The following is a 17,815-nucleotide window of genomic DNA, read 5'->3' as shown; positions in this document are numbered from 1 at the left end:
GGACGTTTATACAGCACAATTCTATTTTGTGCTGGTGAGTGGTTGCGGCAGGAGGCATTTTGGATATCTCTCTCATAATTTATGCAGTGCTAGCGTTGGTAGGTGTTGCGCTGGGCTGGCTGATCGCCAGTTATCAACATGCACAGCAAAAAGCCGATCAGCTTAGCGAGCGTGAAGAGATGGTGGCGGCGCTAAGCGCGGCCAGACAGGAGCTTGCCCAAAGCGATCACTGGCGCGACGAGTGCGAACTGCTGAACAATGAGCTTCGCAGTCTGCGCAGTATTAACACCTCGCTGGAAGCGGATCTGCGGGAAGTCACGACGCGAATGGAAGCGACGCAGCAGCATGCGGAAGACAAAATTCGTCAGATGATCAACAGCGAGCAGCGCCTCAGCGAGCAGTTCGAAAACCTGGCGAACCGGATTTTTGAGCAAAGCAACCGCCGGGTCGACGAGCAAAACCGACAGAGCCTTAACAGCCTGCTCACGCCGTTGCGTGAGCAACTGGACGGTTTTCGCCGCCAGGTTCAGGACAGCTTTGGTCAGGAGGCGCGCGAGCGGCATACGCTGGCGCATGAGATTCGTAATCTGCAACAGCTCAATGCGCAGATGGCGCAGGAAGCGGTCAATCTCACGCGCGCGCTGAAAGGCGACAATAAAACCCAGGGCAACTGGGGTGAGGTGGTGCTTACCCGCGTGCTGGAGGCTTCCGGCTTGCGCGAAGGCTATGAGTACGAAACGCAGGTCAGCATTGAAAATGATGTTCGTTCGCGGATGCAGCCCGACGTGATTGTCCGCTTACCGCAGGGCAAAGATGTCGTGATCGACGCTAAAATGACGCTGGTGGCCTATGAGCGCTATTTCAACGCGGAAGATGACGTCACCCGTGAGAGCGCGCTCCAGGAGCATATCGCTTCCGTGCGTAACCATATTCGCCTGCTTGGTCGTAAAGATTACCAGCAGCTTCCAGGGCTGCGCTCGCTGGACTATGTGCTGATGTTTATCCCCGTCGAGCCTGCTTTTTTGCTGGCGCTGGACAGACAGCCCGAACTGATTACCGAGGCATTGAGAAATAACATTATGCTGGTCAGCCCTACGACGTTGCTGGTGGCGTTACGGACCATCGCCAACCTGTGGCGCTACGAGCATCAAAGCCGCAATGCGCAGCAAATTGCCGAACGAGCCAGTAAACTGTACGACAAGATGCGGCTGTTTGTGGATGATATGTCGTCTGTCGGGCAAAGCCTCGAGAAAGCGCAGGACAACTACCGTCAGGCGATGAAAAAACTGACGTCGGGGCGCGGCAACGTGCTGGCGCAGGCAGAAGCGTTTCGGGGGTTAGGCGTGGAAATCAAACGCGAGATTAATCCGGAACTGGCCGAACAGGCGACGTCGCAGGATGAAGAATACCGTTTGCGCGCGGTGCCCGAAGCACCTGAAAACACGCTTCATTCAGACGATAGCGGCGTCAAACAGCAATCGATTTAGCCCGTTTGGCGTCGCCGGAACGGGTAGAAGGGTAGGGCAAATAGCCCCAATCTGTTACACTTCTCGAACAATTTTTTGATGAGCAGGCACTGAGATGGTGGATAATTCACAAGAAACGACGCACTTTGGTTTTCAGACTGTCGCTAAAGAACAGAAAGCAGACATGGTGGCCCACGTTTTTCATTCTGTGGCCTCAAAATATGATGTCATGAATGATTTAATGTCATTTGGCATTCATCGCTTGTGGAAGCGCTTCACTATCGACTGCAGCGGCGTTCGCCGCGGTCAGACGGTGCTTGATCTGGCCGGAGGGACGGGCGATCTGACGGCCAAGTTCTCTCGCCTGGTCGGTGAAACCGGCAAGGTGATCCTGGCGGATATCAATGACTCCATGCTTAAGATGGGCCGTGAAAAACTGCGTAACATCGGGGTTATCGGCAACGTCGAATACGTTCAGGCTAACGCGGAAGCGCTGCCCTTTCCGGACAACACCTTTGACTGTATCACCATTTCCTTCGGTCTACGTAACGTCACGGACAAAGACAAAGCCCTGCGCTCCATGTTCCGCGTGCTGAAACCCGGCGGACGCCTGCTGGTGTTGGAATTTTCTAAGCCGATTATCGAGCCGCTGAGCAAAGCCTACGATGCCTACTCTTTCCACGTTCTACCACGCATCGGATCCATGGTGGCGAACGATGCGGACAGCTACCGCTATTTAGCGGAATCTATTCGTATGCATCCCGATCAGGACACGCTGAAAGCGATGATGCAGGACGCCGGATTTGAAAGCGTCGATTATTACAACCTGACGGCGGGTGTGGTAGCGCTGCATCGCGGCTATAAGTTCTGACAGGAGAGCGGGGATGCCTTTTAAACCCTTAGTGACCGCAGGAATGGAAAGTCTGCTCAATACGTTCCTGTACCGTTCACCAGCGCTGAAAACCGCGCGAACGCGCCTGCTGGGTAAAGTGCTGCGCGTGGAACTAAAAGGCTTTTCGACATCATTGATTCTGGTTTTCAGCGAGCGTCAGGTTGACGTGCTGGGTGAGTGGGCGGGCGAGGCTGATTGCACCGTCATTACCTACGCCAGCGTGCTGCCTGAACTGCGCGACCGTCAGCAGCTCACCGCGCTGATTCGCAGTGGCGAACTGGAAGTTCAGGGTGATATTCAGGTCGTTCAGAATTTTGTCGCCCTTGCCGATTTAGCGGAATTCGATCCTGCCGAGCTGATCGCGCCCTACACTGGCGATATCGCGGCGGAAGGGATCGGTAAAGCCCTGCGCGGTGGGGCCAGATTTCTCCGTCACAGCATTCAACGCCAACAGCGCTATGTCGCCGAAGCAATCACGGAAGAGTGGCGAATGGCGCCCGGACCCCTTGAGGTCGCCTGGTTTGCGGAAGAAACGGCAGCGGTGGAACGCGCTGTTGATGCGCTGACGAAGCGGCTGGAAAAACTGGAGGCTAAATGACGCCAGGTGAAGTACGGCGCCTATATTTCATCATTCGCACCTTTTTAAGCTACGGACTTGATGAGCTCATCCCCAGAATGCGGATCACGCTGCCGCTACGGTTATGGCGATATGGCCTGTTCTGGATGCCAAACCGTCATAAAGACAAACTGCTGGGAGAGCGGCTGAGACTGGCACTGCAAGAGTTAGGGCCAGTGTGGATCAAGTTCGGACAGATGCTCTCTACCCGCCGCGATCTCTTCCCGCCGCAAATTGCTGACCAGCTTGCGCTGTTGCAGGACAAAGTCGCGCCGTTTGACGGCAAACTGGCGAAAGCGCAAATCGAAGCGGCGATGGGCGGACTGCCCGTTGAAGCCTGGTTTGACGATTTTGAGATCAAGCCGCTGGCGTCAGCGTCCATCGCCCAGGTGCATACGGCCAGGCTGAAATCGAACGGCAAAGAGGTGGTCATTAAGGTTATCCGCCCGGACATTTTGCCGATCATCAAAGCGGATCTTAAGCTTATTTACCGCCTGGCGCGCTGGGTGCCCCGCTTGCTGCCGGATGGTCGTCGTCTGCGTCCAACGGAAGTGGTACGCGAGTACGAGAAGACGCTAATCGATGAGTTGAACCTGCTGCGCGAGTCGGCTAATGCTATCCAGCTGCGCCGAAACTTTGAAGGCAGCCCGATGCTCTACGTCCCGGAAGTGTATTCTGACTATTGCAGTGAGAACATGATGGTGATGGAGCGCATTTACGGTATTCCAGTTTCCGATGTCGTGGCGCTGGAAAAGAACGGCACCAACATGCAACTGCTGGCAGAACGCGGTGTGCAAGTGTTCTTCACCCAGGTGTTTCGCGACAGCTTTTTCCATGCGGACATGCACCCCGGCAATATCTTCGTGAGCTATGAGCACCCGGAAGATCCGCAGTATATAGGTATTGATTGCGGTATTGTCGGCTCGTTAAACAAAGAAGATAAGCGTTATCTGGCGGAAAATTTCATCGCCTTCTTTAACCGTGATTACCGCAAAGTGGCGGAATTACACGTCGATTCAGGCTGGGTTCCGCCGGATACCAACGTCGAAGAGTTTGAGTTCGCTATCCGCACGGTCTGTGAGCCTATCTTTGAAAAGCCGCTGGCGGAGATCTCGTTTGGCCACGTGTTGTTAAACCTTTTCAATACGGCGCGTCGATTCAACATGGAAGTGCAGCCGCAACTGGTATTATTGCAGAAGACATTGTTGTACGTTGAAGGCGTGGGTCGTCAGCTGTATCCGCAGCTCGATCTCTGGAAAACGGCGAAACCTTTTCTCGAATCCTGGATCAAAGATCAGGTCGGTATTCCTGCTCTGGTCAGAGCCTTTAAGGAAAAAGCGCCGTTCTGGGTTGAAAAAATGCCGGAACTGCCTGAACTGGTGTACGACAGTTTGCGCCAGGGCAAATATTTACAGCACAGTGTTGATAAGATTGCGCGCGAGCTTCATGAGAACCATGTCCGTCAGGGTCAGTCCCGTTATTTATTCGGTATTGGCGCCACGCTGCTATTGAGTGGGACCTTCCTGCTGATTAGTCGTCCTGAATGGGGCTATATGCCCGGCTGGTTAATGGCGGGCGGCCTCGTCGCCTGGATCGTTGGCTGGCGCAAAACTCGCTGATTTTTTCATCGCTCATCGCGGGCTATGTAACGTATACTACGGGCCTAATTATTTCATCATCTATCACTGAGGAACATGTATGGGTGGTATCAGTATTTGGCAGTTGGTGATCATTGCCGTCATCGTTGTCCTGTTGTTTGGCACCAAAAAGCTCGGTTCTATCGGTTCCGATCTCGGCGCATCCATTAAAGGCTTCAAAAAAGCCATGAGTGATGATGATGCGAAACAGGAAAAAACCAGTCAGGATGCTGACTTCACCGCGAAGTCAATCACTGACAAACCCGCAGACGCTAAAACAGAAGACGCCAAGCGCCACGATAAAGAGCAGGTGTAATTCGTGTTTGATATCGGTTTTAGCGAACTGTTACTGGTATTTATTATCGGCCTCGTCGTGCTGGGGCCGCAGCGACTGCCGGTAGCCGTCAAAACGATAGCGGGCTGGGTTCGCGCGCTGCGCTCTCTCGCCACGACCGTTCAGAATGAACTGACGCAGGAACTGAAGCTCCAGGAGTTTCAGGACAGCCTGAAAAAAGTTGAGAAAGCGAGCCTCGAAAACCTGACGCCTGAGTTGAAGGCCTCAATGGACGAACTGCGTCAGGCGGCAGAGTCGATGAAACGTTCCTACAGCGCTAACGAGCCGGAAAAGGCGAGTGATGAAGCGCATACTATCCATAACCCGATAGTCAAAGGGAACGAAGAGCAGCATGAAGGGGTTACCCCGGCGACGGCAGAAGTCCAGGCCAGCGCGCCTGAACAGGCCCCCGAGGCTCTGGAAACGGCTGCGGTTGCCGAGGATAAAAAACCTGTGGCGGCGGAGAAGCCTGTCGCTGGCGTGAAAGACGCTGAACCGAAATCCGCTGCGCCTGCTGCAGGCGCCTCCACCACGTCGAGTGATAAACCGTAAACATGGCTGTAGAAGATACTCAACCGCTTATCACGCACCTGATCGAGCTGCGCAAACGCCTGCTTAACTGCATCATTGCGGTTATCGTGATTTTTCTGGCATTGGTCTATTTTGCTAATGACATCTATCACCTGGTTTCCGCGCCGCTGATAAAACAGCTGCCGCAGGGTGCGACCATGATCGCGACGGACGTCGCATCACCCTTTTTCACGCCAATCAAACTGACCTTCATGGTGTCGCTGATCCTGTCAGCACCAGTGATCCTGTATCAGGTCTGGGCGTTTATTGCACCGGCGTTGTATAAACATGAGCGTCGGTTAGTGGTACCGCTGCTGATCTCCAGTTCGCTGCTGTTCTATATTGGTATGGCGTTCGCCTATTTCGTGGTGTTCCCGCTGGCGTTTGGCTTTTTGGCTAACACTGCGCCGGAAGGCGTACAGGTATCGACCGACATTGCCAGCTATCTCAGCTTTGTCATGGCGCTGTTTATGGCGTTTGGTATTTCCTTTGAGGTGCCGGTTGCCATCGTATTGCTGTGTTGGGTAGGTATTACCACGCCTGACGATCTGCGTAAAAAACGTCCCTACGTGCTGGTTGGCGCCTTTGTAATTGGCATGCTGCTTACGCCGCCGGACGTTTTTTCTCAAACGCTGCTGGCAATACCCATGTACTGCCTGTTTGAAGTCGGCGTTTTCTTTTCGCGTTTTTACGTCGGCAAACGACAGACGCGGGATGAAGATAACGAGGCGGAAGCAGAAGCAGACGCTGCAAGAGCCGGAAAGTCCGAAGATTAAATATAACCGCCCGTCAGGGCGGTTTTCATATGGAGAGAAGCATGTTTGATATTGGCGTAAACCTGACCAGTTCGCAGTTCTCCAGAGACCGGGACGAGGTGGTGGCGCGAGCGCTTGCCGCTGGCGTGAACGGCATGCTTCTTACCGGCACGAATCTCCATGAAAGTCAGCAGGCGCAGCGTCTTGCGCAACATTATCACCAATGTTGGTCCACCGCCGGCGTTCACCCGCACGACAGTAGCCAATGGCAACCGTCAACGGAGGAAGCCATTGTCGCCCTGGCGGCGTTACCGGAGGTGGTGGCGATTGGCGAGTGCGGTCTTGATTTCAATCGCAACTTTTCCACGCCAGAAGAGCAGGAACGAGCTTTCGACGCACAGTTGCGGATAGCCGCCGAATTACAGATGCCGGTTTTTATGCATTGCCGTGACGCGCATACGCGTTTCCTGGCGCTGCTCGATCCGTGGCTGGATAAGCTCCCGGGCGCTGTACTGCACTGTTTTACCGGCACACGCCAGGAGATGCAGGCGTGCATCGACAGAGGGTTATACATAGGCATTACGGGCTGGGTGTGTGATGAGCGCCGCGGGCTGGCGCTGCGTGAAATACTGCCGTTTATTCCTGCGGATAAGCTGCTGATCGAAACCGATGCACCCTATTTATTGCCGCGCGATCTGTCGCCGAAGCCGGCGTCGCGGCGCAATGAACCGGCGCATCTGCCGCATATCTTTGCGCGTATCGCGCACTGGCGCGGGGACGATCCGCAGTGGCTTGCCGCCACAACGGATACCAATGTCAGAACGCTGTTCGGCATCGCGCTGTGAACCGGATGCGGGTCGGCAAGAGCGTTATAGCTTACGGAAACCCGTGTTTTTCACACTCTGCTTCACCTCTTTATTCAGCAGGTTAAGCAGCAGCATAGAGCGCGCTTCGCCGTCTGGTTCGGTGAAGATTGCCTGAAGCCCTTCAAAGGCGCCTTCGGTGATGATCACGCTGTCACCCGGGTAAGGCGTCTCCGGATCCACAATGCCTTCCGGTTTATACACGGAGAGTTGATGGATGACGCTGGGGGGCACGGTGGCCGGGGAAGCGCCAAAACGAACGAAGTGGCTGACGCCTCGCGTGGCGTTAATCGTTGTGGTATGAATCACTTCCGGATCAAATTCCACAAACAGATAGTTGGGGAACAGCGGTTCGCTGACTGCGGTACGTTTTCCACGCACCATCTTTTCCAGGGTGATCATCGGCGTCAGGCAATTGACCGCCTGTCTTTCGAGGTGTTCCTGGGCACGCTGAAGTTGCCCGCGCTTGCAGTACAGTAAATACCAGGATTGCATAATGACTCTTATCCGCTTGTTCGGGGCGCAAGCATAGCAAAAGCTATGCGCTAAGTTAATTATACCCGGCGTAATTCCGGCTGCTTCTTTGTTGGCTGCCTGAGTTCACGCTAATTTAACAAAAATACAGCATCACGATGATGAACGCCGTATAATGAGGCGCTTACCCAGAGGCTATAATGGACGCCATGAAATATCACGATTTACGCGACTTCCTGACGCTGCTTGAACAACAGGGCGAACTTAAACGCATCACGCTTGAAGTTGACCCGCACCTGGAAATCACCGAAATTGCTGACCGCACACTGCGTGCTGGCGGACCCGCGCTGCTGTTTGAAAATCCTAAAGGCTATTCCATGCCGGTGCTCTGTAACCTGTTTGGCACGCCAAAGCGCGTCGCGATGGGGATGGGGCAGGATGATGTCTCCGCACTGCGTGAAGTGGGTAAGCTGCTGGCCTTTCTGAAAGAACCGGAACCGCCGAGGGGCTTTCGCGATCTCTTTGACAAACTTCCGCAGTTCAAACAGGTGCTGAATATGCCGACGAAGCGCCTTCGTGGCGCGCCCTGTCAGCAGAAGATTATTACGGGTGATGACGTCGATCTGAACCGCATTCCCATTATGACCTGCTGGCCGGAAGATGCTGCGCCGCTCATTACCTGGGGGCTTACCGTGACCCGTGGGCCGCATAAAGAGCGGCAGAATCTGGGCATTTATCGTCAGCAGTTGATTGGTAAAAATAAGCTCATCATGCGCTGGCTGTCGCATCGCGGCGGCGCACTTGATTATCAGGAGTGGTGTGCGGCGCACCCTGGCGAGCGCTTCCCGGTTTCCGTGGCGCTGGGGGCCGATCCGGCCACGATTCTTGGCGCAGTGACGCCAGTGCCGGATACGCTGTCCGAATATGCTTTTGCCGGTCTGCTGCGCGGTACAAAAACCGAAGTGGTTAAATGTATTTCTAACGATCTCGAAGTGCCAGCCAGCGCGGAGATCGTACTGGAAGGGTATCTTGAGCCCGGCGAGATGGCGCCGGAAGGCCCATACGGCGACCATACCGGCTATTACAACGAGGTGGACAGCTTCCCGGTCTTTACCGTCACGCATATTACCCGGCGTGAAGACGCCATTTACCACTCCACTTATACCGGTCGTCCACCGGATGAACCGGCGGTACTTGGCGTAGCGTTGAACGAAGTCTTTGTCCCCATTCTGCAAAAGCAGTTTCCGGAAATCGTCGACTTTTACCTGCCGCCGGAAGGCTGTTCATACCGTCTGGCCGTCGTGACGATGAAAAAACAGTACGCGGGACATGCTAAACGCGTCATGATGGGCGTCTGGTCATTTTTACGCCAGTTTATGTACACCAAGTTTGTTATCGTCTGTGATGACGATGTCAACGCTCGCGACTGGAACGACGTCATCTGGGCGATCACCACCCGTATGGACCCTGCACGGGACACGGTGCTGGTCGAGAACACGCCAATCGATTATCTGGATTTTGCTTCGCCGGTCTCCGGGCTGGGTTCAAAAATGGGGCTGGATGCCACGAACAAATGGCCAGGTGAAACCCAACGCGAGTGGGGGCGTCCCATTAAAAAAGACCCGGATGTTATCGCGCGTGTTGATGCGATCTGGGATGAACTGGCCATCTTTAATCACGGTAAAGGCGCCTGAGGCGCGAACGTTTTGCCCTATAGACCCATAGAGGGAGCGCATGACAACCTTAAGCTGTAAAGTGACCTCGGTAGAAGCTATCACCGATACCGTATACCGCGTTCGTTTAGTGCCCGACGCGGCATTTTCCTTTCGTGCCGGTCAGTATTTGATGGTGGTGATGGACGAACGGGATAAACGTCCGTTCTCAATGGCGTCAACGCCGGACGAACAGGGGTTTATTGAGCTTCATATTGGCGCGTCTGAAATTAACCTCTATGCCAAAGCGGTGATGGATCGCATTCTTAAAGATCATGAGATCGTCGTGGATATTCCGCACGGTGAAGCGTGGCTGCGCGACGATGAAGAGCGCCCGCTGATCCTGATTGCCGGCGGTACCGGATTTTCTTACGCGCGTTCAATACTGTTGACGGCCCTGGCGCGCAACCCGAACCGTAAGGTGACCATTTACTGGGGTGGCCGCGAAGAAAAGCATCTCTACGATCTCTCAGAGCTGGAAGCGCTGACGCTGAAGCACCCGAACCTGCGCGTGGAGCCGGTGGTTGAACAGCCTGAAGCGGGCTGGCGTGGGCGCACCGGGACGGTATTAACCGCCGTGTTGCAGGATCACGGTACGCTGGCAGAACATGATATTTATATTGCGGGTCGCTTTGAGATGGCGAAAATTGCACGCGACCTGTTCTGCAACGAGCGCAGCGCGCGAGCCGATCGTCTGTTTGGCGATGCGTTCGCTTTCATTTAAGCAATAAAAAACCCGCCCCTGACAGGCGGGAAGAACGGCAACTAAATAATGCCCGGTGAAGGGAGACGCCCTCCGGCGATTTTTCTGGTGGCCCGGAGCGTGCCGGGCCTTGAACTCACCTAGACACGCTCGAATACTGTCGCGATGCCCTGCCCCAGGCCGATACACATTGTCGCCAGACCAAATTCCACATCTTTACGTTCCATCAGATTGATTAACGTCGTGCTGATGCGGGCGCCTGAACAGCCGAGCGGATGACCGAGGGCGATCGCGCCGCCGTTCAGGTTGATCTTCTCGTCAATCTGCTCCATCAGCCCAAGATCTTTAATGCACGGCAGGATCTGCGCGGCAAACGCTTCGTTCATCTCAAACACGCCGATATCACTGGCGGTCAGCCCGGCTTTCTTCAGCGCCAGCGTCGACGCCGGAACCGGACCGTAGCCCATGATCGAGGGATCGCACCCCACCACCGCCATTGAACGTACGCAGGCGCGAATTTTCAGGCCCAGTTCCCGCGCACGACTCTCGCTCATCACCAGCATCGCGGCTGCGCCGTCGGAAAGGGCTGACGAAGTGCCTGCCGTTACCGTACCGCTGACCGGATCGAACGCCGGACGCAGGGTGGACAGCGCTTCGACGGTCGTTTCCGGACGGATCACTTCGTCGTAAGTCAATTGCTTTAGCACACCGTCCGCGTCGTGACCGCCGGTCGGGATGATCTCATTCTTAAACGCGCCAGACTGGGTTGCCGCCCAGGCTCGGGCATGCGAGCGCGCGGCAAACGCGTCCTGCATTTCACGGCTGATGCCGTGCATGCGGGAGAGCATCTCTGCGGTCAGCCCCATCATACCCGCGGCTTTGGCGACGTTGCGGCTCAGACCCGGATGGAAATCCACGCCGTGGCTCATCGGCACATGGCCCATATGCTCCACGCCGCCGACAAGACAGGCCTGCGCATCGCCGGTCATGATCATCCGCGCGGCGTCATGCAGCGCCTGCATTGACGAACCGCAAAGGCGGTTAACGGTAACTGCCGGAACCGAGTGCGGGATCTCCGCCAGCAGCGACGCGTTGCGGGCGATGTTGAAACCTTGCTCCAGGGTCTGCTGTACGCAGCCCCAGTAGATATCGTCCAGCGCGGCAGGATCCAGCGCCGGGTTACGCGCCAGCAGGCTACGCATCAGGTGCGCGGAGAGATCTTCCGCGCGCACGTTACGGAACGCGCCGCCTTTTGAACGGCCCATCGGGGTGCGAATCGCATCAACAATGACAACCTTTTCCATTGTGACTCCTTAAGCCGTTTTCAGCTCGCCAACCGGACGGGCTGGCTCAACTGCTGGATAGTAGGGTTCGTTATGGCGCGCTTTGTCGCGCAGCCCTTCCGGCACGTCATACAGCGGACCGAGAGACTGATACTGTTGTGCCATGTCGAGGTACTTCGCGCTGCCGAGCGTATCCAGCCAGCGGAACGCGCCGCCGTGGAATGGCGGGAAGCCCAGGCCGTACACCAATGCCATATCGGCTTCCGCCGGGCTGGCGATGACGCCTTCTTCAAGACAACGCACCACTTCGTTGACCATTGGGATCATCATGCGGGCGATAATTTCGTCGTCGCTGAAATCACGCTTCGCGTTGCTGACGTCCGCCAGCAGGCTGTCCACGGCCGCGTCGTCGTCTTTTTTCGGTTTACCTTTGCTGTCTTCTTTATAGCGCCAGAAACCCAGACCGTTCTTCTGACCAAAACGGTTGGCGTCGAAGAGGGCGTCGATCGCGTCGCGATAATCTTTCTGCATACGCTGCGGGAAACCTGCGGCCATCACTGCCTGCGCATGGTGGGCGGTATCAATGCCCACGACGTCCAGCAGATACGCCGGACCCATCGGCCAGCCAAATTGCTTTTCCATCACTTTGTCGATTTTGCGGAAATCCGCGCCGTCGCGCAGCAGCTGGCTGAATCCGGCAAAGTACGGAAACAGCACGCGGTTAACGAAGAAGCCCGGGCAGTCGTTAACGACGATGGGCGTTTTGCCCATTTTGCTGGCCCACGCCACCACTTTGGCGATGGTGTCGTCAGACGTTTGTTCGCCACGGATCACTTCGACCAGCGGCATACGGTGCACCGGGTTAAAGAAATGCATCCCGCAGAAGTTTTCCGGACGCTTCAGTACGCTTGCCAGTTCGCTAATGGGAATCGTGGACGTGTTTGACGCCAGCACAGCATCCGGGCGGACCTTTTCTTCTGTTTCCGCCAGCACGGCTTTTTTCACCTTCGGATTTTCCACAACGGCTTCCACAACCACGTCCACGCGATCAAAGCCAGCATAGTCGAGCGTCGGGTGAATCGTCGAAATCACCCCCGCCATCCTCAGACCGTCAATCTTGCCGCGCTCCAGCTGTTTATTCAGCAGTTTGGCGGCTTCGGTCATTCCCAGTGTCAGCGATTTGTCGTTGATATCTTTCATGATCACCGGCACGTCTTTCCATGCCGATTGATAAGCGATACCGCCGCCCATAATACCCGCGCCCAGCACGGCAGCCTGCTTTGGCGTCTCAACGTCTTTGGTCAGCTTCTTCGCTTTGCCTTTTACGAACTGATCGTTCAGGAAGATGCCAACCAGCGCGCGCGCTTCGTTGGTATGCGCCAATGGAACAAAGCTCTTATTTTCCAGGTTCAGCGCTTCTTCGCGGCCAAAGCGCGCCGCCGCTTCAATGGTTTTCACCGCTGTCATAGGGGCCGGGTAATGTTTGCCCGCCGTCTGCGCGACCATGCCTTTGGCGATGGTAAAGCTCATGGCGGCTTCAATCTTACTGAGTTTAAGGGGTTCCAGTTTTGGCTGACGTTTCGCTCTCCAGTCCAGATCGCCGTTAATCGCCTGGCGCAGTACCGCTATTGCGCCTTCCGTCAGTTTTTCCGCCTTCACCACACCATCGACCAGGCCGATTTTCAGCGCCTGCTCTGCGCCAACGTCTTTACCGGCGGCAATAATTTCCAGCGCGCTGTCGGCGCCCAGCATGCGCGGCATACGGACGGAGCCGCCAAAGCCTGGCATAATGCCCAGCTTCGTTTCCGGCAGACCGATGCGCAGATCGGGCGTCGCCAGACGGTAATCGGTCGCCAGCACGCATTCGCAGCCGCCGCCCAACGCATAGCCGTTGACGGCGGAAAGGGTAGGGACCGGCAGGTCTTCCAGACGGTTAAAGACGCTGTTGGCAAAATGTAGCCACTGGCTTAACTGTTCTTCGGGAACCAGAAACAGTGAAAGAAATTCGGTGATGTCCGCACCGACAATAAAGGCTGCTTTCTCAGAACGCAGCAGCAGCCCTTTTAAATCTGTCTGCTTTTCCAGTACATCCAGCGCCTGGCCGAGGCTGGCGACGGTCGCAGTGTCGAGTTTATTGACTGAGCCGGGGGCATCGAACACCAGTTCGGCGATGCCATCTTCCAGCCAGTCGAGGTACAGGGTGTCGCCTTTGTAAAGCATGTCAGTCTCCTGAATCCGCATGGGGATCTGGTCGTACCAGATGAATCGAAGTGTGTATTTTGTGTTAAAGAAATGCAAACAAGTGATTAAAAAAATGCCGATCCGATCACGGTCGGCAGAAATCACGCTCTTTCGGGTCGTTGTGCTAAGATGCGGAGACTTGAGGTCAAAAAAGCAGAAGGATAGAAAATGGAATCACTGGCCGCACTCTATAAAAATCATATCGTTACCCTACAGGAACGGACACGTGACGCGCTGGCGCGCTTCAAACTCGATGCGTTACTTATTCATTCCGGCGAGCTGGTTAACGTCTTCCTCGACGATCATCCCTATCCGTTTAAAGTGAATCCGCAGTTTAAGGCGTGGGTGCCAGTGACGCAGGTGCCGAACTGCTGGCTGCTGGTGGATGGCGTAAACAAACCGAAACTGTGGTTCTATTTACCGGTGGATTACTGGCACAATGTGGAACCGCTGCCGACCTCCTTCTGGACAGAAGAAATTGAAGTCATTGCGCTGCCAAAAGCGGAGGGCATTGGTAGCCAACTGCCTGCTGCACGCGGCAATATCGGCTATATTGGCCCGGTTCCGGAGCGCGCGCTGCAACTGGATATTGCGGCCAGCAATATCAACCCGAAAGGGGTGATTGATTACCTGCATTATTATCGCGCTTATAAAACAGACTATGAGCTGGCCTGTATGCGTGAAGCGCAGAAAATGGCGGTGAATGGTCATCGTGCCGCAGAGGAAGCCTTTCGTTCCGGCATGAGCGAGTTCGACATTAATCTGGCCTACCTGACCGCCACCGGACATCGTGATACCGATGTGCCTTACGGCAATATCGTCGCACTCAATGAACACGCCTCTGTACTGCATTACACCAAACTGGATCATCAGGCGCCATCTGAAATCCGCAGCTTTTTGCTGGATGCGGGCGCGGAGTACAACGGTTACGCGGCAGATCTCACACGTACCTGGTCGGCGAAAAGCGACAACGATTATGCGCAGCTGGTAAAAGACGTTAACGATGAACAGCTGGCGCTGATCGCCACCATGAAGGCGGGCGTCAGCTACGTTGATTATCACATCCAGTTCCATCAACGCATCGCCAAGCTGTTGCGTAAGCACCAGATTGTTACGGATATGAGCGAAGAAGCGATGGTGGAGAATAATCTTACCGGGCCGTTTATGCCGCACGGAATCGGCCATCAGTTGGGGTTACAGGTACACGACGTTGGCGGATTTATGCAGGATGACAGCGGTACGCATCTTGCCGCGCCGTCAAAATATCCGTACCTGCGCTGTACCCGCGTGCTCCAGCCTGGCATGGTCCTGACCATTGAGCCGGGGATTTACTTCATCGAGTCGCTGCTTGCGCCGTGGCGCGAAGGGCAGTACAGCAAGCATTTCAACTGGCAGAAAATTGAAGCGCTGAAACCGTTCGGCGGCATTCGTATCGAAGATAACGTGGTGATTCATGATAACAGCGTGGAAAACATGACGCGGGATCTGAAACTGGCGTAATGGACAGTTGGTTAATTCCTGCGGCGCCGGTCACTGTAGTCGAGGAGATCAAAAAAAGCCGCTTTATTACGCTTCTGGCGCATACCGATGGCGTTGAGGCGGCGAAAGCCTTTGTCGGGTCAGTGAAAGCGGCGCATCCGGATGCCCGTCACCATTGCGTGGCGTGGGTGGCAGGCGCGCCGGATGATTCGCAGCAATTGGGGTTTTCCGACGATGGCGAACCGGCGGGCACGGCGGGCAAGCCAATGCTTGCCCAACTGATGGGCTGCGGCGTTGGGGAAATCACCGCCGTGGTGGTGCGCTATTACGGTGGGATCCTGCTCGGAACAGGTGGATTGGTGAAAGCGTACGGCGGCGGCGTCAATCAGGCGCTGCGTCAGCTAACAACACAGCGCAAGACGCCGTTAACCGAATATACTTTGCAGTGTGAATACGCGCAGTTGGCTGGCGTGGAAACACTTCTGGCTCAGCATGACGGCAACATCGTCACGTGTGAATACCAGGCGTTCGTTCGGCTCAGGGTGGCGCTTCCTTATGCGAAAGTGGCCGAATTTTCAGCAAGGCTGGCGGATTTTAGCCGCGGTTCATTGCATTTGTTAGCGATTGAAGAATAATCCCCCCTCATTTTGAAGAACTAAGGAAGCGGCAGAGATGCATTTTCGCGCCATTACCCGAATCGTTGGACTACTGGTCATCTTATTTTCGGGGACGATGATTATTCCCGGACTGGTAGCCCTCATCTATCGTGATGGGGCGGGACGTGCATTTACGCAAACGTTCTTTGTCGCGCTGGCGATAGGCTCAATGCTGTGGTGGCCTAACCGCCGCGAGAAAGGTGAACTGAAATCGCGCGAAGGGTTTCTGATTGTGGTGTTGTTCTGGACCGTGCTGGGTAGCGTGGGTGCGTTACCGTTTATTTTCTCGGAAAGCCCGAACCTCACCATTACCGATGCGTTTTTTGAATCATTTTCCGGTTTAACCACAACGGGCGCCACCACACTGGTGGGTCTGGATTCGTTACCGCACGCGATTCTTTTTTATCGCCAGATGCTGCAGTGGTTTGGCGGGATGGGGATCATCGTGTTGGCGGTGGCGATTCTGCCGATACTTGGCGTCGGGGGGATGCAGCTGTATCGCGCTGAAATGCCCGGGCCGCTAAAAGACAACAAAATGCGCCCGCGTATTGCGGAGACGGCAAAGACGCTGTGGCTGATCTACGTCCTGCTGACCGTGGCCTGCGCGCTGGCGCTATGGTTTGCCGGAATGCCCGCTTTTGACGCTATCGGGCACAGCTTCGCCACTATCGCCATCGGCGGGTTTTCTACGCACGACGCCAGCGTGGGCTATTTTGACAGCCCAACGATTAACACGATTATCGCTATCTTTTTATTAATCTCCGGCTGTAACTATGGTTTGCACTTCTCTTTGTTAAGCGGACGTAGCCTCAGAGTGTACTGGCGTGACCCGGAGTTTCGCATGTTTATTGGCGTGCAGCTTACGCTGGTGGTCATCTGCACGATCGTGCTGTGGTTCCATGATGTTTATAACTCTGCGCTAACGACGCTCAACCAGGCCTTTTTCCAGGTGGTGTCGATGGCGACGACGGCGGGCTTCACTACCGACAGTATTGCGCGCTGGCCGCTGTTCCTGCCAGTGCTGCTGTTGTGCTCCGCGTTTATCGGCGGTTGCGCCGGATCGACAGGCGGGGGGCTGAAGGTGATCCGTATCCTCCTGCTGTTCAAACAAGGGAACCGAGAACTGAAGCGACTGGTGCATCCGAATGCGGTCTACAGTATTAAGCTGGGGAACCGTGCGCTGCCGGAACGTATCCTCGAAGCGGTTTGGGGTTTTTTCTCGGCGTATGCTCTGGTATTTATTGTCAGTATGCTGGCGATTATCGCGACTGGCGTCGACGACTTTTCCGCGTTTGCCTCCGTGGTGGCTACACTTAACAACCTTGGACCCGGGCTGGGTGTCGTCGCGGACAACTTTGCCAGTATGAATCCGGTGGCGAAATGGATCCTGATTGCCAATATGCTGTTTGGCCGTCTTGAGGTCTTCACTTTGCTGGTACTTTTTACCCCGACCTTCTGGCGTGAATAATGGAGTAACACGTGAAAACACTGATTCTTTTTTCAACCCGGGATGGACAAACGCGCGAAATCGCTTCGTATCTGGCGTCAGAACTGAAAGAACTGGGCATCTGGGCAGACGTCGTGAATTTGCACCGTACCGAAGAACCTGAATGGGACAGCTACGATCGCGTGGTTATTGGCGCGTCTATACGTTACGGGCATTACCATACAGCCTTTCAGGAGTTCGTAAAAAAACATGCGACGCGGCTGAACGGGATGCCGAGCGCGTTCTATTCCGTAAATCTGGTGGCGCGTAAACCGGAAAAGCGCACGCCGCAGACTAACAGTTACGCGCGTAAATTTTTAATGAGCTCGCAGTGGCGCCCTGACCGCTGTGCGGTGATCGCCGGCGCGTTGCTTTACCCGCGCTATCGCTGGTATGACCGCATAATGATCAAACTGATTATGAAAATGTCAGGCGGCGAAACGGACACCAATAAAGAAGTGATCTATACCGACTGGGAGCAGGTTGCAGGTTTTGCCCGGGAAATCGCCCAGTTAACCGTCAAATCGCCGGTTAAATAAACGTAAAGAATAAAAATTGCGCGGTTGATAAATTATTTTAAATTTCCTCTTGTCAGCCCGAAATAACTCCCTATAATGCGCCACCACTGACACGGAACAACGGCACGCA

17 protein-coding genes are annotated in these 17,815 nt (G+C 55.1%); 14 read left to right on the top strand and 3 right to left on the bottom strand.

The genetic code is table 11. The features are described 5' to 3' along the window. Window positions 1-59 precede the first annotated feature (59 nt). From rmuC to tatD, 8 genes are all read left to right on the top strand, one after another. Window positions 60-1,487 carry a DNA recombination protein RmuC gene (gene rmuC / locus OGY07_RS08605; RefSeq protein ID WP_042292740.1) on the top strand — a complete coding sequence of 476 codons (1,428 nt, stop codon included), beginning with the start codon at window positions 60-62 and terminating at the stop codon, window positions 1,485-1,487. A gap of 94 nt (window positions 1,488-1,581) precedes the next feature. Further along, window positions 1,582-2,337 (top strand): bifunctional demethylmenaquinone methyltransferase/2-methoxy-6-polyprenyl-1,4-benzoquinol methylase UbiE, encoded by a 756-nt coding sequence (gene ubiE, locus OGY07_RS08600; protein WP_042292737.1) that lies wholly within the window; start codon window positions 1,582-1,584, stop codon window positions 2,335-2,337. Between the two features lie 13 nt (window positions 2,338-2,350). Continuing rightward, window positions 2,351-2,956: a ubiquinone biosynthesis protein UbiJ gene (ubiJ, locus tag OGY07_RS08595; RefSeq protein ID WP_286599987.1), complete on the top strand. Its 606-nt coding sequence runs from the start codon at window positions 2,351-2,353 to the stop codon at window positions 2,954-2,956. Then, the gene (gene ubiB, locus OGY07_RS08590; protein WP_042292730.1) at window positions 2,953-4,593 is read left to right on the top strand and encodes a ubiquinone biosynthesis regulatory protein kinase UbiB; all 1,641 of its coding nucleotides are present in this window, start codon (window positions 2,953-2,955) and stop codon (window positions 4,591-4,593) included. The genes ubiJ and ubiB overlap by 4 nt, the downstream gene beginning before the upstream one ends. A gap of 79 nt (window positions 4,594-4,672) precedes the next feature. Beyond that, on the top strand, window positions 4,673-4,927 hold the full coding sequence (tatA, locus tag OGY07_RS08585; protein WP_042292727.1) for a Sec-independent protein translocase subunit TatA: 255 nt from the start codon (window positions 4,673-4,675) through the stop codon (window positions 4,925-4,927). A gap of 3 nt (window positions 4,928-4,930) precedes the next feature. Next, a complete protein-coding gene (tatB, locus tag OGY07_RS08580) occupies window positions 4,931-5,497 on the top strand; it encodes a Sec-independent protein translocase protein TatB (protein ID WP_042292725.1) in 567 nt (188 codons plus the stop codon). A gap of 2 nt (window positions 5,498-5,499) precedes the next feature. Beyond that, window positions 5,500-6,291, top strand: a complete 792-nt coding sequence (gene tatC / locus OGY07_RS08575; RefSeq protein WP_205613178.1) for a Sec-independent protein translocase subunit TatC — start codon at window positions 5,500-5,502, stop codon at window positions 6,289-6,291. A gap of 41 nt (window positions 6,292-6,332) precedes the next feature. Beyond that, window positions 6,333-7,115 (top strand): 3'-5' ssDNA/RNA exonuclease TatD, encoded by a 783-nt coding sequence (gene tatD, locus OGY07_RS08570; RefSeq protein WP_286599983.1) that lies wholly within the window; start codon window positions 6,333-6,335, stop codon window positions 7,113-7,115. 24 nt (window positions 7,116-7,139) lie between these two features. Here tatD and rfaH read toward each other — a convergent pair whose 3' ends face one another. Continuing rightward, a complete protein-coding gene (gene rfaH, locus OGY07_RS08565) occupies window positions 7,140-7,628 on the bottom strand; it encodes a transcription/translation regulatory transformer protein RfaH (protein ID WP_042292718.1) in 489 nt (162 codons plus the stop codon). Between the two features lie 179 nt (window positions 7,629-7,807). Here rfaH and ubiD point away from each other — a divergent pair, with 179 nt between their 5' ends. Together ubiD and fre are read left to right on the top strand one after the other, a co-directional pair. Further along, the gene (gene ubiD / locus OGY07_RS08560; protein WP_181822248.1) at window positions 7,808-9,301 is read left to right on the top strand and encodes a 4-hydroxy-3-polyprenylbenzoate decarboxylase; all 1,494 of its coding nucleotides are present in this window, start codon (window positions 7,808-7,810) and stop codon (window positions 9,299-9,301) included. Between the two features lie 40 nt (window positions 9,302-9,341). After that, window positions 9,342-10,043 (top strand): NAD(P)H-flavin reductase, encoded by a 702-nt coding sequence (gene fre, locus OGY07_RS08555; RefSeq protein ID WP_286599980.1) that lies wholly within the window; start codon window positions 9,342-9,344, stop codon window positions 10,041-10,043. Between the two features lie 119 nt (window positions 10,044-10,162). Here the strand turns inward: fre and fadA are convergent, their stop codons facing one another. Next, window positions 10,163-11,326: an acetyl-CoA C-acyltransferase FadA gene (gene fadA, locus OGY07_RS08550; RefSeq protein WP_286599977.1), complete on the bottom strand. Its 1,164-nt coding sequence runs from the start codon at window positions 11,324-11,326 to the stop codon at window positions 10,163-10,165. 9 nt (window positions 11,327-11,335) lie between these two features. Continuing rightward, the gene (gene fadB / locus OGY07_RS08545; protein ID WP_286599975.1) at window positions 11,336-13,525 is read right to left on the bottom strand and encodes a fatty acid oxidation complex subunit alpha FadB; all 2,190 of its coding nucleotides are present in this window, start codon (window positions 13,523-13,525) and stop codon (window positions 11,336-11,338) included. 189 nt (window positions 13,526-13,714) lie between these two features. On the opposite strand from fadB, the gene pepQ reads away from it, so the two are divergent. Genes pepQ through hemG form a run of 4 tightly spaced genes read left to right on the top strand, consistent with a single transcriptional unit; the run spans window position 13,715 to window position 17,706 of the window. Next, a complete protein-coding gene (pepQ, locus tag OGY07_RS08540; protein ID WP_286599973.1) occupies window positions 13,715-15,046 on the top strand; it encodes a Xaa-Pro dipeptidase in 1,332 nt (443 codons plus the stop codon). Continuing rightward, the gene (locus OGY07_RS08535; protein WP_286599971.1) at window positions 15,046-15,660 is read left to right on the top strand and encodes an IMPACT family protein; all 615 of its coding nucleotides are present in this window, start codon (window positions 15,046-15,048) and stop codon (window positions 15,658-15,660) included. The genes pepQ and OGY07_RS08535 overlap by 1 nt, the downstream gene beginning before the upstream one ends. A 37-nt stretch (window positions 15,661-15,697) precedes the next feature. After that, window positions 15,698-17,149: a Trk system potassium transporter TrkH gene (gene trkH, locus OGY07_RS08530; protein ID WP_200036022.1), complete on the top strand. Its 1,452-nt coding sequence runs from the start codon at window positions 15,698-15,700 to the stop codon at window positions 17,147-17,149. 11 nt (window positions 17,150-17,160) lie between these two features. Continuing rightward, the gene (gene hemG / locus OGY07_RS08525; protein WP_042292697.1) at window positions 17,161-17,706 is read left to right on the top strand and encodes a menaquinone-dependent protoporphyrinogen IX dehydrogenase; all 546 of its coding nucleotides are present in this window, start codon (window positions 17,161-17,163) and stop codon (window positions 17,704-17,706) included. Window positions 17,707-17,815: the final 109 nt, after the last annotated feature.

The organism is Citrobacter sp. Cs237 (assembly GCF_030332325.1).
Lineage (GTDB): Bacteria > Pseudomonadota > Gammaproteobacteria > Enterobacterales > Enterobacteriaceae > Citrobacter_A > Citrobacter_A sedlakii.
Note: the sequence above shows the minus strand (reverse complement) of the source record. Positions and strands in the feature narration are given on the sequence as shown.

What these genes read in the sequence shown, in the direction of transcription:
- ubiE (WP_042292737.1), top strand. Translation starts at nt 1,582, where the DNA reads ATGGTGGATAATTCACAAGAAACGACGCACTTTGGTTTTCAGACTGTC.
- ubiJ (WP_286599987.1), top strand. Translation starts at nt 2,351, where the DNA reads ATGCCTTTTAAACCCTTAGTGACCGCAGGAATGGAAAGTCTGCTCAAT.
- ubiB (WP_042292730.1), top strand. Translation starts at nt 2,953, where the DNA reads ATGACGCCAGGTGAAGTACGGCGCCTATATTTCATCATTCGCACCTTT.
- tatA (WP_042292727.1), top strand. Translation starts at nt 4,673, where the DNA reads ATGGGTGGTATCAGTATTTGGCAGTTGGTGATCATTGCCGTCATCGTT.
- tatC (WP_205613178.1), top strand. Translation starts at nt 5,500, where the DNA reads ATGGCTGTAGAAGATACTCAACCGCTTATCACGCACCTGATCGAGCTG.
- tatD (WP_286599983.1), top strand. Translation starts at nt 6,333, where the DNA reads ATGTTTGATATTGGCGTAAACCTGACCAGTTCGCAGTTCTCCAGAGAC.
- rfaH (WP_042292718.1), bottom strand. Translation starts at nt 7,628, where the DNA reads ATGCAATCCTGGTATTTACTGTACTGCAAGCGCGGGCAACTTCAGCGT.
- ubiD (WP_181822248.1), top strand. Translation starts at nt 7,808, where the DNA reads ATGGACGCCATGAAATATCACGATTTACGCGACTTCCTGACGCTGCTT.
- fre (WP_286599980.1), top strand. Translation starts at nt 9,342, where the DNA reads ATGACAACCTTAAGCTGTAAAGTGACCTCGGTAGAAGCTATCACCGAT.
- fadA (WP_286599977.1), bottom strand. Translation starts at nt 11,326, where the DNA reads ATGGAAAAGGTTGTCATTGTTGATGCGATTCGCACCCCGATGGGCCGT.
- fadB (WP_286599975.1), bottom strand. Translation starts at nt 13,525, where the DNA reads ATGCTTTACAAAGGCGACACCCTGTACCTCGACTGGCTGGAAGATGGC.
- pepQ (WP_286599973.1), top strand. Translation starts at nt 13,715, where the DNA reads ATGGAATCACTGGCCGCACTCTATAAAAATCATATCGTTACCCTACAG.
- OGY07_RS08535 (WP_286599971.1), top strand. Translation starts at nt 15,046, where the DNA reads ATGGACAGTTGGTTAATTCCTGCGGCGCCGGTCACTGTAGTCGAGGAG.
- trkH (WP_200036022.1), top strand. Translation starts at nt 15,698, where the DNA reads ATGCATTTTCGCGCCATTACCCGAATCGTTGGACTACTGGTCATCTTA.